Annotated in this window: 12 protein-coding genes; 3 read left to right on the top strand and 9 right to left on the bottom strand. The window is 78.2% G+C overall.

What is annotated here, in order from left to right; translation table 11 throughout:
* Window positions 1-45 precede the first annotated feature (45 nt).
* Window positions 46-1,023, top strand: coding sequence for a UDP-glucuronic acid decarboxylase family protein (locus tag ACI8AR_RS05825; RefSeq protein ID WP_457050139.1), 978 nt, complete (start codon window positions 46-48; stop codon window positions 1,021-1,023).
* 150 nt (window positions 1,024-1,173) lie between these two features.
* Window positions 1,174-2,787 carry a VWA domain-containing protein gene (locus ACI8AR_RS05820; RefSeq protein WP_457050138.1) on the top strand — a complete coding sequence of 538 codons (1,614 nt, stop codon included), beginning with the start codon at window positions 1,174-1,176 and terminating at the stop codon, window positions 2,785-2,787.
* Here ACI8AR_RS05820 and ACI8AR_RS05815 read toward each other — a convergent pair.
* The 9 genes from ACI8AR_RS05815 to ACI8AR_RS05775 all read right to left on the bottom strand — a co-directional run bounded on the left by ACI8AR_RS05815 (window position 2,778) and on the right by ACI8AR_RS05775 (window position 12,060).
* Window positions 2,778-3,695, bottom strand: coding sequence for a glycosyltransferase family 9 protein (locus ACI8AR_RS05815; protein WP_457050137.1), 918 nt, complete (start codon window positions 3,693-3,695; stop codon window positions 2,778-2,780). The genes ACI8AR_RS05820 and ACI8AR_RS05815 overlap by 10 nt on opposite strands.
* Window positions 3,696-3,725: 30 nt before the next feature.
* A complete protein-coding gene (gene rfaE2 / locus ACI8AR_RS05810; protein WP_457050136.1) occupies window positions 3,726-5,093 on the bottom strand; it encodes a D-glycero-beta-D-manno-heptose 1-phosphate adenylyltransferase in 1,368 nt (455 codons plus the stop codon).
* Window positions 5,090-5,770, bottom strand: coding sequence for a D-sedoheptulose-7-phosphate isomerase (locus tag ACI8AR_RS05805; RefSeq protein ID WP_456935626.1), 681 nt, complete (start codon window positions 5,768-5,770; stop codon window positions 5,090-5,092). The genes rfaE2 and ACI8AR_RS05805 overlap by 4 nt, the downstream gene beginning before the upstream one ends.
* A gap of 20 nt (window positions 5,771-5,790) precedes the next feature.
* On the bottom strand, window positions 5,791-7,035 hold the full coding sequence (locus ACI8AR_RS05800) for a glycosyltransferase (protein ID WP_457050135.1): 1,245 nt from the start codon (window positions 7,033-7,035) through the stop codon (window positions 5,791-5,793).
* Window positions 7,032-8,012, bottom strand: coding sequence for a glycosyltransferase (locus ACI8AR_RS05795; protein WP_457050134.1), 981 nt, complete (start codon window positions 8,010-8,012; stop codon window positions 7,032-7,034). The genes ACI8AR_RS05800 and ACI8AR_RS05795 overlap by 4 nt, the downstream gene beginning before the upstream one ends.
* Window positions 8,009-9,019 (bottom strand): glycosyltransferase family 9 protein, encoded by a 1,011-nt coding sequence (locus ACI8AR_RS05790; RefSeq protein ID WP_457050133.1) that lies wholly within the window; start codon window positions 9,017-9,019, stop codon window positions 8,009-8,011. Before ACI8AR_RS05790 ends, ACI8AR_RS05795 begins: the two co-directional genes overlap by 4 nt.
* Window positions 9,016-10,506, bottom strand: coding sequence for an HAD-IIIA family hydrolase (locus ACI8AR_RS05785; protein ID WP_457050132.1), 1,491 nt, complete (start codon window positions 10,504-10,506; stop codon window positions 9,016-9,018). Before ACI8AR_RS05785 ends, ACI8AR_RS05790 begins: the two co-directional genes overlap by 4 nt.
* 101 nt (window positions 10,507-10,607) lie before the next feature.
* Entirely contained in the window at window positions 10,608-11,105 is a 498-nt protein-coding gene (locus ACI8AR_RS05780) for a MarR family winged helix-turn-helix transcriptional regulator (protein WP_457046739.1), read from the bottom strand.
* Window positions 11,106-11,130: 25 nt separating this feature from the next.
* Window positions 11,131-12,060, bottom strand: coding sequence for a hypothetical protein (locus ACI8AR_RS05775; protein WP_457050131.1), 930 nt, complete (start codon window positions 12,058-12,060; stop codon window positions 11,131-11,133).
* Between the two features lie 264 nt (window positions 12,061-12,324).
* Here ACI8AR_RS05775 and ACI8AR_RS05770 point away from each other — a divergent pair, with 264 nt between their 5' ends.
* A complete protein-coding gene (locus ACI8AR_RS05770; protein ID WP_457050130.1) occupies window positions 12,325-13,641 on the top strand; it encodes an alpha-hydroxy-acid oxidizing protein in 1,317 nt (438 codons plus the stop codon).
* The last annotated feature ends 39 nt before the right edge of the window (window positions 13,642-13,680 follow it).

The following is a 13,680-nucleotide window of genomic DNA, read 5'->3' as shown; positions in this document are numbered from 1 at the left end:
GCGCAGACCCCTGTCCGGGGACGACGGCGAGACGAGGAGCACGGCATGGTGCACGCGGCGCGGACGATCCGGCGGGCGGTGGTGACCGGCGGGGCCGGGTTCCTCGGCTCCCACCTGTGCGAGCACCTGCTCGACCGCGGCGTCGAGGTCGTGTGCCTCGACAACTTCCTCACCGGCTCGCCCGAGAACGTCGTCCACCTGATGGAGCACCCGGGCTTCCGCCTGGTGCGCTGCGACGTCACCGACTTCGTGCACGTCCCCGGCCCCGTCGACCTGGTGCTGCACTTCGCCTCGCCGGCGAGCCCCCTGGACTACCTGAGGATGCCGATCGAGACGCTCAAGGTCGGCAGCCTGGGCACCCTGCACACCCTGGGCCTGGCCCACGAGAAGGGCGCCCGCTACGTGCTGGCCTCCACCTCCGAGGTCTACGGCGACCCGCTGGTGCACCCCCAGCCCGAGGAGTACTGGGGCAACGTCAACCCGGTGGGCCCGCGCGGCGTCTACGACGAGGCCAAGCGGTTCAGCGAGGCGATGACCACCGCCTACCGCACCTCCAAGGGCACCGACACCGCCATCGTGCGGATCTTCAACACCTACGGGCCCCGCATGCGCCCCGACGACGGCCGGGCCATCCCCGCCTTCGTCGGCCAGGCGCTGGCCGGGCGGCCGCTGACCGTGGCCGGCGACGGCTCGCAGACCCGCTCGATCTGCTACGTCGACGACACCGTCCGCGGCATCCTCGCGCTGGCCTGCTCGGACCAGCCCGGCCCGGTGAACATCGGCAACCCCGACGAGCTGTCGATGCTGCGGCTGGCGCAGTGGATCGTCGAGCTCACCGGGTCGTCGTCGGGGATCGAGTACATCGACCTGCCCGTCGACGACCCGAAGGTCCGCCGGCCCGACACCCGCCGGGCCGAGGAGCTGCTCGGCTGGCGGCCCACGGTCCCCTCCGAGGAGGGCCTGCGCCGCACGGTGGCCTGGTTCGCCGAGCAGCGGGAGGCCGCCGCGCTGCGCGCCGGCTGAGCCCGCCGGGTGTCCTGGGCCACTTCTCCGCGGGGCCCCTCCTCCGTGTCCTGATTCACGTTTACATTGGGTCGGGCGGCTGGGGGGCACGCCGAGGAACCGGACACTGACGGAGAGACATCGATGGGCCGCCACGCCGACACCAGTTCCATGCGCCGTGTGCAGCGCCCCGCACCCGTCGCGCTGGTCGTGGCCCTGGTCGTGGTGGCCCTCGTCGCCGGCGGCGTGGTGTGGTGGCTGGCCGGCTCGGGCAGCGGTGACGGGTGCGAGACCACCCGCACCGTCCGGGTGACCGTCGCCCCCGAGCTCGGCGACGTCGCCCAGGACCTCCTCGCCGGGCCCCAGGACCTCGGCGGCGGCGCGTGCGCGGCGGCCGAGGTCACCGCCCAGGAGCCGCTGCAGACCGTCGGGGACCTCTCCGCCCTCGAGGGCTCCGCGCTGCCCCAGGTCTGGGTGCCCGACAGCTCGCTGTGGGCGGTGCGGGCCGGCGACGCGCCGCTGGACCCGTCCGGCTCCATGGCCACCTCGCCGGTCGTGCTGGGCACCAGCCGGGCCGCCGCCGACGAGCTCGGCTGGAGCGCGCAGGCGCCGCAGTGGAGCCAGGCGCTGTCCGGCGCCCGCCCGGTCGCCGTCCCGGACCTCGCCGCCAGCGCCGAGGGCGTCGCCGCGCTGGCCGCCGTCCGCTCCTCCCTCGGCGGCGGGGACGCCGCGGACAACGCCGTCGTCCAGGCGGTCCTGGCCGCCCGCCGCGGGCCGGCCGTCAGCCCCGCCGACGCCCTGGCCGCGGCGCGGTCCGGCGACCCCGGGTCGCCGCTGGTCCCGGTGAGCGAGCAGGAGGTCATCAGCGTCAACCGCGGCGCCGAGGACCCGCAGCTGGTCGCGGTCTACCCGGCCGAGGGCTCGCCCGAGCTGGACTACCCGGTGCTGCGGGTGGGCTCCCCCGGCGACGACGACCGCGCCGCCGTGGACGCCGTCGTCCGGGCGCTGACGTCGGAGGCCGCGCGCACCGCCGTCCTCGCCGCCGGCTTCCGCGACGCGGACGGGACCGCGCCGACCGACCCCGGCCCCGGCGTGCAGGAGCAGGCGCCCGAGGTGCTGCCGGTCGACGCCGAGCAGGTGCAGGGCCTGCTGGCCGAGCTCGCCCGGCTCGCCGCGCCGTCGCGGCTGCTCACCGTCATCGACGTGTCCCAGTCGATGGAGGCCCCCGCCGGCGACGGCACCCGCGCCACGCTCGCCCGGGACGCCGCCAAGAGCGCCCTGACCCTCATCCCCGGCACCTCGTCGATCGGGCTGTGGGTGTTCGCCTTCCAGCTGCAGGGCGAGCAGGACTGGGTGGAGCTCGCGCCGATCCGCACCCTCGACGAGGAGGTCGACGGCGGCACGCAGCGCGACGCGCTCGACGAGCAGCTCGACACCCTCCCCGATCGGCTGACCCCCGGCGGCACCGGCCTGTTCGACACCGCGCTGGCCGCCGTCCGCGCGGCGCGGGAGCAGTACGACCCCAACGCGGTGAGCAGCGTCGTCCTGGTCACCGACGGCACCAACGAGGACTCGTCGGGCATCGCGCTGGACCGGCTGGTGCAGACGCTGCAGGACGAGGCCGACCCGCAGCGGCCGGTGAAGGTCATCGGCGTCGCGCTGGGCCCGGACGCCGACGTCGCGGCGCTCGAGCAGATCGCGCAGGCCACCGGCGGCGCCGCCTACTCCGCCGTCGACCCCAACGACCTGCAGGGCGTCCTCTTCGACGCGCTGCGTCAGAGGTAGGGACCGAGCCGCTCCAGCGCGGCGGTGACCTCGCCGACGGTGACCCGCGCGAGGGCGGGGTCCAGCTCGGTGGCCCACGGGTCGCCGGTGCCGTCGCCGTGCCAGAGGACGACGTGCTGCGGTCGCGGCGGCGGTCCCCACAGCGCCGGGGACACCGGGCCGAACAGCACCACCGACGGCCGGCGGTAGGCGGTGGCCAGGTGCGCGACGCCGGTGTCGCCGCTGACCACCACCCCCGCCGCGGCGACCGTGGCGGCGAGCTCCAGGGTGGAGGTGCGCCCGGCGAGCACCGCGTGGTCGGACAGTCCGGCCCCGCGCGCCACGGCGCAGGCCAGCTCGCGCTCGGCCGGGCCGCCGGTGACGCGGACGTCGTGCCCGGCGTCGGCGAGCCACCGGGCGACCGCGGCGAACCGCTCGGCCGGCCAACGGCGGCCGGGGAACGCCGCGCCCGGGTGCACGAGCGCGGCGCCGGCCACCGCGGGGGGTACGGCCGGGACGGCGAGGTCGAGCGCGTCGGGGTCCGCGTCCACACCGAGGCCCTCGGCCACCAGCCGGCACCAACGCCGGACCTCGTGCTCGTCGGGATACCAGGTGGGGCCGGGGTAGCCGGGGCTGGCGAAGGTCAGCAGCCGCCCGGGGTGCAGGTCCGCGACGACGACGTGCGAGGCCGGCCCCTTGCCGTGCAGGTCGACGGCGAGCTCCGGCGGCGGCCCGGACCAGTCCAGCGGCTCGAGCTCGCGGGCGGGCAGCACCTCGTCGACGGCGTCCACCAGCCCGGCCAGCGGCGCCAGCGCGGACGTCGTCGCCAGGACCAGCCGGTGGTCCGGCACGGCCGCCCGCACCGCCCGGATCGCCGGGACGCCGGTGAGCAGGTCCCCGAGCCCCAGCGGCCGCAGGACGACGGCCACCGGCCGTGCACGTCCGCGGAGGTGCACCACTCAGACCCGGGAGCGCTCGACCAGGGCGGTGGTCGAGTGGCCGTCCAGGTAGGGCAGGACGACGGCCTGGCCGCCCCACCGCCGCAGCACCGCCGCCTCGGGCAGGTCGGCGCCGGCGTAGTCGCCGCCCTTGGCCCAGACGTCGGGCCGCAGCCGGTCGAGCACCTCGGCGGGGGTGTCCTCGTCGAACACCACGACGGCGTCGACGAACGCCAGCGCCTCGAGCACCCGCGCGCGGTCGGCGGCGGTCACCAGCGGCCGGGAGGGGCCCTTGAGCCGGCGCACCGAGTCGTCGGAGTTGATGCACACGACCAGGCAGTCGCCGAGCCCGCGGGCGGCGCGCAGCGTGGCCACGTGCCCGGCGTGCAGCAGGTCAAAGCAGCCGCCGGTGGCCACCACGGTGCCGCCGGTGGCGCGCACGCGGGCGAGCAGGGCGGACACGTCGTCCTCGGCGGCCACGTTCGGCTCGGGCACCGCGGCGGCGTCCCACGCCGAGGCCCCGCCCGCGGCGACGAACCGGCCGGCGAACGAGACCGCCGCGGCCACCGCCTCCCCGGTCACCGCGCCGTCGGCGAGGGCCAGCGCCGCGGCGGCGGCGAAGGAGTCGCCGGCGCCGCACGGGTCGCCGCCGGTCACCGGCACGGCGGGCACCACCATCGGCGCGCCCTCGCCGTAGGACAGCAGCGCGCCGCGGGCGCCGAGGGTCACCACGACCGCGCCCACGCCCCAGTGCCGGATCAGCGCCTCGGCCCGCGCCCCGACGGCGGCCAGGCCGTCGCCGTCGGCGGGCACGTCCGCGGCCACGCGGGCGGCCTCGGAGCCGTTGGGCGTGACCAGCCGGACCGACGGCACCGGGTCGGCACCCCGCGGGTGCGGGTCCCAGACGACCGGCCCGCCGGCCTCGGCCAGCAGCGCCCGGACGGCGGGGTCGGCGGTGGTGCCACGGCCGTAGTCGGCGACCAGCACCGCGGCGGCGTCGCGGACGGCCGCGCGCGCCTCCTCGGGCAGCTCGCCGAGGGTGACGGTGGGCGCGCCGCTGTCCAGCCGCACGACGGAGTGGTCGCCCACGCGCACCCGCCGCTTGACCGCGGTGCCGCCGGTGGCCGGGACGGCGACCAGCCGCACCCGCCCGGCCAGCAGCGCGCGCAGCCGGGCCGCGCCGTCGTCGTCGGCGAGCGGGGCGACCAGCACGACCTCGCGGTCCGTGGCCTGGGCGGCGACCACCGCCGCCAGCGCCGCACCACCGGGGCGCTCGCGGGTCTCCAGGTCCTCGACCACCGGCACCGGCGCGTCGGGGGTCAGCCGGGACGCGGTGCCGACCAGGTCGACGTCGAGCAGCGCGTCGCCGACGACCACCAGCGGCTTCACCGGGCCACCCCGAGCCGGGTCTGCGGGACCCGGGCGGGCTCGGCCAGCACCGCGGCGTCGAAGGCGGCGCACAGCAGGTGCAGCGCGACCAGGTGGCACTCCTGCACGGTCGCCGTCCACGGGGAGTCGATGCAGACCGCCTCGTCCGACGCCGCGGCCAGCGGGTTCGGCGCGGGGCCGGTGATCGACAGGACGGTGATGCCGCACTCGCGGGCCCGGCGGGCGGCGGCGACGGCGTTCGGGCTGCGGCCGGAGGTGGACAGCAGCACCAGGACGTCGCCGGCGCGGCCGTGCGCCTCGACCTGGCGGGCGAACAGCTCGTCGGCCGGGTAGTCGTTGGCGATCGCGGTGAGCGAGGAGGTCTCCGCGGTCAGGCAGATCGCGGAGAACGGCGGCCGGTCGGCGCGGTAGCGGCCCACCAGCTCGGCGGTGAGGTGCTGCGCCTGCGCGGCGCTCCCCCCGTTGCCGGCCGCCAACAGCCGCCCGCGGGACTCCCCGCACAGCACGTCGGCCAGCAGCCGGCCCCAGCGGTCGAGGGTGTCGACCGAGGCGTCCAGGCTGCGCATCGCCGCGTGCAGCGACGCGACGTGGTCGCGGCCGGTGAGGTGCGTGCAGGAGTCGGGCGAGACGACCCCGCCGGCAGTGCTCTCGTGGGCATGGTGGGGAGCGACACTCACGGGGCGACCTCCAGGGGCGCTCATCGGACGGCCTCGACGGGACGCCGGGTGGACAGGACCTGCCGGTAGACGGCCTCGGTGTCGGCGGCCACGCGGGCCCACCGGTAGCGGGCGCGGGCCCGCCGGACCCCGGCCGCGCCGTAGGCGGCGCGCCGGGCGTCGTCGGCCAGCAGCGCGGCGAGCACCTCGCCGAGCCGGGCGGGGTCGCGGGGCGGCACGAGGTCGCCGGTGACACCGTCGGCGACGGAGTCCTGCAGCCCGCCCACGGCCGTCGCGACCACCGGGCGGCCGCAGGACATCGCCTCGAGCGGGGTGATGCCGAACGGCTCGTACCAGGGCACGGCCAGGACGACGTCGGCCGAGCGCACCCAGGCGGGCACGTCGGCGCGGGCGACCGACCCGGCGAAGCACACGCGGTCGGCCACGCCGACCTCCGCGGCGACGGCGCGCAGCCGGCGGACCTCGGGGTCGGCGTCGACCGCGCCGGCCGGCGGGCCGCCGACAACGACCAGCTCGGCGTCCGGGACGGCGGCCAGCGCGCGGACGGCGTCCTCCTGGCCCTTGCGCTCCACCAGCCGGCCGAGCACCAGCAGCCGCGGCCGGCCCGAGCGGGGCGCCACCGGGCCGCGCGGGGTGAACACGGCGGTGTCGACGCCGCACGGGACGATCGACACGCGGTCGCGGGACAGGCCCAGCCGGCGCAGCTCGAAGACCTCGTCGCTGCAGGTGGCCACCACGTGGTCGACCGTCGCGCACAGGTCCCGCTCGAGCTCGATCCGCCCGGCCGGGGAGGTGTCGGCGTCGCCCTGGTGGCGGCGCTTGACCGAGCCGAGGGCGTGGAAGGTCTGCAGCACCGGCACCGGCGTGAGCAGGCTGCCGGCGGCCTCGACGGCGGCGAGCCCGCTCATCCAGAAGTGGGCGTGCACGACGTCGGGCGGCCGCACCGCCCAGCGGGCGCGCAGCGCGGCGGCCAGCGCCGGCATGTGGCCGAGCAGGTCGTCCTTGGGCAGCGCCTCGGCCGGGCCCGCGGTGAGGTGGCTGACCGCGTAGCCGTCGGCGGTGGGCACCTCGTCGGGCAGGTCGGGGTCGTCGCGGCGGGTGTGCACGGTGACCTCGTGGCCGCGTGCGGCCAGGCCCGCGGCCAGCGCGGCGACGTGCACGTTCTGCCCGCCGGCGTCCACGCCGCCGATGGCCGCCAGCGGCGAGGCGTGCTCGCTGACCAGGTCGATGCGCAGCGGTGCGCCGGTGCCCCGGTGCGCCCTCATCGGGTGACCTCCTCGAGCAGGCTGTCCCAGTCGGAGAGGAACCGGGGAAGCCCGTACCGCTCCAGCGCGGCGGCGCGCGCCGCCTTGCCGGCCAGCCGGGCGGCGTCCTCGTCGTGCAGGTAGGTGCGGACCGCGTCCCACAGCACCTCGGGCCGGGTGGACAGCACGCCGGCGCCCGGCGGCACCGCCTCCACCACCTCGGTGGCCGCCAGCGCGACCACCGGCATGCCCAGGTGCATCGCCTCGAGCAGGGAGAGCCCGAGGGAGGTCCAGCGGACGGGGTGCACGTAGACCCGGCGGCGGGCCAGCTCGGTGTGCATCGCCGCCTGCGGCGGGTCGTCGTGCAGGGCGACCCGGTCCGGGTCCAGGCCGTACCGCTCGTGCAGCCCGGACAGTCCCATCCCGAAGACGTCGACCGGCGCGGCGGCGGCGAGCCCGGGCAGCAGGTCGGCGCCGACCGTGCGGCCGCGGCGCACCGGCTCGTTGGTGACGACGGCGGCGCGGGCCAGCTCCCCGGTCCAGCGCTCGCCGGGGTCGACGATGCCGTGCTCGACGACCGTCGTCGGGGCGCGGCCGTTGTCGTAGAAGAGCCGGTTGAAGTGGGTGACGTGCGCGATCGGGACGTCGTCGCGGTCGGCCAGCGGGTGCCGGGTGTACGGCACCGGCGCGGCGCCCTCCTCCAGGCCCGGGGCGTTGTGCTCGAGGAACACCGCCGGCAGGTCCCGGCCGGGCTCGCGGCCCAGCCACTCGCGGACCAGCTCCAGGTCCCGCACGCGCTGCAGCACGACGACGTCGACGTGCTCGTCGCGCAGCTGCTCCGGTGTCACCTCGCGGGCCGACGCCGGCCAGTCCCAGGTGCGCGCGCGGCCGAGCCCGTCGGGCCCCCGGTCGGGGGTGACGGGGACCAGGTACTCGTGCGGGCCCTGGACGAACGCCGTCGTCCAGGAGCCGTGCACGTGCCAGACCAGGACCCTCATGCGGCGATCACCTTCTCGACGGCGGCGACGACGTCGGCGGCGCTCACCGACGAGAGGCAGGGGTGGCCGGGCACCGGGCACACGCGGGCCCGGGTGTCGCGGCAGGGCGCGTCCTGGTCGCCGAGCAGCACGGTCGGGACGCCGTAGGGCGCCCACCGGACCGCGGGGACGACCGGGCTGAACAGCGAGACGACCGGGGTGCCGACGGCGGCGGCCAGGTGCGCGGGGCCGGTGTTGCCGACGACGACGGCCGCGGCGCCGTCGAGCAGCGCGGCCATCTCCGGCAGGCTCGTGGCCCCGCCGAGGTCGGTCCCGCGGGTGCCGGCGACCGCGGCGGTGAGCGCCCGCTCCCCCGGCCCGCCGGTGACCAGCACCCGGTGGCCGGCGTCGGCGAGTGCCTCGACGGCCTCGGCGCAGCGCTCCGCGGGCCAGGCGCGGGCGGGCACCGAGGCACCGGGGTGCAGCACCACGTAGCCGGGCTCGTGACCGGTGCGCGGCAGGGGGCGGCGCACCGCGAGCCGGCCGTCGTCGCCGTCGGGCAGGTCGAAGCCGGCCGCGCGGGCCAGCGACAGCGCCCGCTCGGGCTCGGGCAGGTCGTCGTCGACCCGGTGCCGGACGTCGAGCAGGGAGCCCGGGTAGTCGACGCTGGTCGCGGAGATCCGGGGCACGCCGGCGGTGCGCAGCAGCAGCGCCAGCGGCAGCGGGGACTGGTGGAACGAGGTGCTGACCACCGCCTCGTCGGGCGCCAGCGCGCGCACCCGCTCGGTGAGCACTGAGAGGTCGGCGGCGTCGACCGGCGGCGGGTCGCCGAGGATCCACGGGCAGGCCCAGGTCCAGACCTCGTCGACGCCGGGCAGCAGCGCGGCCGCCTCGGCGCCGGCCGGGCCGGCGAGGAACACCACCCGCTCGGCGGCCGCGGCCACGGCGCGGACCAGCGGCCCCTGCAGGAGGACGTCGCCGGCGTTGTCGAGCCGGGCGACGAGGACGGTGCCCCGGCGGGGCCTCACCACCGGCCCGCCAGGACGTCGTCGACCGCGGCGGTCAGCGTGGCGGCCACCCGCGGTGCCGCGGCGACCTCCTGCCCGCGGGTCACCGGCGTGGGCACCAGGACCCCGCTCGCGCCGGCGGCCGCGGCGGCCTCGACGTCGGCGCCGATGTCCCCGATCACGACGGTCCGGGCCGGGTCGACGTCGACCTCGGCGCACGCCGCCTTGACCATCCCCGGTGCGGGCTTGCGGCAGTCGCAGCCGTCCTCGGGGCCGTGCGGGCAGACCTGCAGCGTGTCGAACGGCCCGAGCAGCTCGGCCAGCCGCGCCATGCAGGCGTCCACCTGGTCGCGGGTGATGATCCCGCGGGCCACGCCGGACTGGTTGCTCACCACCCCGACCCGGACCCCGCGGGCGCGCAGGGCGTCCAGCGCCGCGCGGGCGCCGTCGACCGGGCGGACCCAGTCGGGGTCGCCGTTGTAGGGGAAGTCGTGCACCAGCGTGCCGTCGCGGTCGAACAGCACCAGGTCGGGCAGCCCGCGCCACGGGGTCACGCGGCGGTGCCGCACCGCGCCGCGCAGGAAGTGCCAGGTGGCCAGCGGCGGGATGGCCGCGCTGGTCAGCGCCATGGTGGTCACCTCGGCCCGGTCGCGCGGGCCGGGCGCGATGCGGGCCCGGGCGAACTCGGCGGTGCCGGCGGCCCAGGCCAGCGCCGCGGCCGCGGCGGCGCGGGGACGGCGGGCGGCGGCCAGGCCGAGCGCGGCGAGCCCGGCGGCGGTGACGGCGAGGTGCCGCGGCCGGCGGCCGACCGCGGCGTCGGCGCGCTGCCGCCAGGTCGGGCCGTGCAGCCGGCGCATGAGGACGTCGTCGGCGTTGCCCGCCTGCACGCGCACGCTCACCCACCGGTCGGTGGGGCGGACCGGGTGGGTGATCCAGCGCTGCCCGCGGACCAGCCGGCTGCCGGTGTCCATGACCCGCAGCGCCAGGTCGGAGTCCTCGCGGAAGGCGCGGGGGAAGCGCTCGTCGAACCCGCCGACGGCGGCCAGCGCGGCGCGGCGGTAGGCGAGGTCGGCGGTGATCCAGGAGCTGGTGGCCAGACCCGCGGTGCCGCGCTCCCAGTCGGTGGGCCGGCGGTCCTCCGGCAGCGGCACCCGCACCCGACCCTGGCTGCCGGCGACGTCGGCGGGGAGGTCGGCGAGGTCCTGCGCCAGCCGCTCGTACCAGTCGGGGTCGGGGACGACGTCGTCGTCGAGGAAGGCGATCCACTCGGTGCGGGCGGTGCGCCAGCCGAGGTTGCGCGCGCGGGCCGGCCCGCCGCCGCCGGTGCGGACGACGCGGACCGGCGGGAGGCCGGGCCGGTCGACCGCCAGCGGGGACCCCGCGGGGCGGTCGTCGACGACGACCAGCTCGGCCGGGCGGGGGCCGGGCATGGCGGCCAGGGCGTCGAGCAGCACGTCGAGCGACGGCCGGCCGATGGTCGGCACGACGACGGTGCAGCTCACGGACATGATCGCGCCCTGCCCGGGCGCGACGGCCCGCAAACACTACGGGCTTGAAGTTCCCGGCGACCCGGGCTCGCCTTCCCGGACGTCGAGGGGGAAACCGCTGTTCAGCGGCGGATCCGGGTGGCCGCGGAGACCCGGGCGAGTGCGTCGGTGACGACGGCGGCGTCGTCACCCAGGAGGGTGAGCAGGTGCGCGACGAGCTCGTCGTGGGTGACCGCGGCGGCGCGGACGCGCTCGCGGCCGGCCTCGGTGAGCCGCGCGTGCAGCAGCCGCCGGTCCCCCGGCCGCCGCTCGCGCACGACCAGGCCCTGCTCCACCAGCCGGCCGACGGTGCTGGTGACCCCGGCGCGGGACAGCCCGAGGGCCTCGGCGACCTCGCCCATCGTGGCGCGCTCCCCGGGCGCCTCGGCGATCCGCCGCAGCGCCTCGAAGCCGGTGAGGGACAGGTCGTGCTCGCGGTGCAGCGCGGAGTCGACCCGGTGGGTGATCCGGTCGTGCACCTGCACGATCCGCAGCCAGGTCTCCGCGGCGCCCGGCGCGGTCCCGGCGAGTGCCGCGGGGTCGGCCGGGATCCCGGTCGTCAGCACGTCGTCGGGGCGCATCGCCCCATCGTCGCCCAGGTCCGCCTCAGGCGCTCCCGGTCGGGTCCGCGGGGTGGCGCCGGCCCGCGGCCAGCACCAGCCCGGTGGCGGTGGTGACCAGCGCCAGCCCGGCCGCCACGAGCGGCAGCGGCAGCGGGTCGGGGTCGACCGGCGCCTGCGCCGCGGCGACGCGCAGGTCCACCGCGGCGGTGCGCGCGCTGTCGGCGCCGACCACCTCGAGCGTCGTCGGCCCGGGGACGCCGCCGTCGGGGATGCGGACGACCACCTCCACCGTGCCGTCCGGGCCGGCCGCCGCGGTCCCGAGGACGGTGCCGTCGGGGCCGCTGACGGTGACCTCCTCCCCCGCGCCGAAGCCCGCCGCGCTCAGCACGACCTCGCCGCCGGCCGCCACCTGGTCGGCCGAGGCCGACACCGAGGCGTGGGCGAGCGGCCCGTCGGCGGGGGCGCCGGGCGCGGGCTCCGGGACGGGCAGGCCGGGCACCGGCATCGGCATCGGCATCGGCACGGCCTCGTCCGCGGGCCACCCGGGCTCCGGGACGGGGGTCGGCATCGGGGCCGCGGGGAGCTCCGGGGGCGACGGCGCGGTGATCGCGGCGCAGTCCTCCTCGGCCGGGCGGGTGAAGGAGAACCCGTCGAGCTCGTCGGTGTACGCCGTCCCCGAGCCGTCGAGCGCGGCGTACTCCAGCCGGCTGTCGACCGTCTCGCCCCAGTCGACGTCGCCGGTCTGCAGCACCACGGTCTCGCCGGGCGCGAGCTCGGCGGAGTCCTCGCCGTCCGGGCTGCGCGTGGTGGCCAGCGTGACCGCGTAGGCCACCGTCCCCGCCGTCACCTCGACCGCCACCCCGCCGGGGCGGCAGCTCGGCCCGTGGGTGACGCGGGCGTCGGGCCGGGCCGGGTCGTCGGCGGCCAGCGCGGGGCCGGCGAGCGCCACCCAGCCGGCCAGCAGGCCGGACACGGCGAACAGCAGAGCGGGCCCCGTCGGCACGACGGGGCGGGGCGTGCACCTCGGCACGGACCCGACCGGCACGTTTCCCCCTCGAGCGGTCGTGCACGCCGCGGCACCGGTGGTCCCGGCGGCGGCGCTCCCCCATGATGCGGTCCGTGAGCGTCCGTTGACGACGGGTCGGCGGCGCGTCGCGGCGAACGGCCCGGCGTGTCGTCGCGGCGGGTGGCGCGAGGGGCGGGCGGGACCGGTGAGCCGGGTCACTACGGTGACCCCGTGGACTCAGCAGCCGGGACCGGTCGCCGCCGTCAGAACGAGGTCTACCGCGCCGGGGTGTACGGGCGCACGCCGCTGGTGCCCACCGCCGCGCGGCCGCTGCAGCGCCGGGCCCGGCAGCGGCTGACCGCCCGCGCCTACGCCTACGTGGCCGGCGGCGCCGGGGAGGAGGCCACCCAGCGGGCCAACCGCGCCGCGTTCGACCGGTGGGCCGTCGTCCCCCGGGTGCTGCGCGACGTGAGCGCCCGGGACACCTCGGTCGAGCTGTTCGGCCGGCGGCTGCCCGCCCCGCTGCTGCTCGGCCCGGTCGGCGCGCTGGAGCTGGTGCACCGGGAGGCCGACCTCGCCGTCGCCCGGGCCGCCGCGTCGCTGGGCGTGCCGTTCGTCTTCTCCAACCAGGCGTCGGTGCCGATGGAGACCTGCGCGCGGGCCATGGGCGACGCGCCGCGCTGGTTCCAGCTGTACTGGTCCACCTCCGACGAGCTGGTGGAGAGCCTGGTCGGGCGCGCCGAGGCGGCCGGCTGCGAGGCGCTGGTGGTCACGCTCGACACCACGATGCTCGGCTGGCGCCCCCGCGACCTGGACCTCGGCCACCTGCCGTTCGCGCTGGGCAAGGGCATCGCGCAGTACACCTCGGACCCGGTCTTCCGGCGGCTGGTGGAGCGGCGCGTGGCCGAGGCCGGGGACGCCGCGCCCGCCCAGGCCGCGCAGGCCGCCGGCCGGGACCGTCAGCCGCGCCCGACCCTGGCCGCGGTCCTGGCGATGGTCGGCATGGCCCGCGCCTGGCCCGGGCCGCTGCGGGAGAACCTGCGCTCGCCGCTGCCGCGGGCCGCCGTCGAGACCTTCCAGGCCATCTACTCGCGGCCCTCGATCACCTGGGCCGACCTCGCGTGGCTGCGCGCCCGCACCCGGCTGCCGATCCTGCTCAAGGGGATCCTGCACCCCGACGACGCCCGGCGGGCGCTGGACGAGGGCGTCGACGGCGTCGTGGTGAGCACGCACGGCGGCCGGCAGGTGGACCGCTCGATCTCCGCGCTGGACGCGCTGCCCGACGTCGTCGCGGCGGTCGGCGACCGCGCTCCGGTGCTGCTGGACAGCGGCATCCGCAGCGGCGCGGACGCGTTCGTCGCCGTCGCCCTGGGCGCGCGGGCGGTGCTGCTCGGCCGGCCCTACGCCTGGGGCCTGGGCCTGGGCGGGGAGGCCGGCGTGCGCCAGGTCGTCTCCGACGTCCTCGGCGAGTTCGACCTGACCCTCGGCCTCACCGGCCACACCTCGGTCGCCGAGCTGGGCCCGGAGGTGCTCCGCCGGGTGGGCTGAAGTCGCCGCCCCCGAGCGGGAGCGGGAGGGTGGGCGCGG

The sequence above is a fragment of the Geodermatophilus sp. SYSU D01036 genome (assembly GCF_054050435.1).
This window is presented reverse-complemented; position numbering and strand designations above follow the sequence as displayed.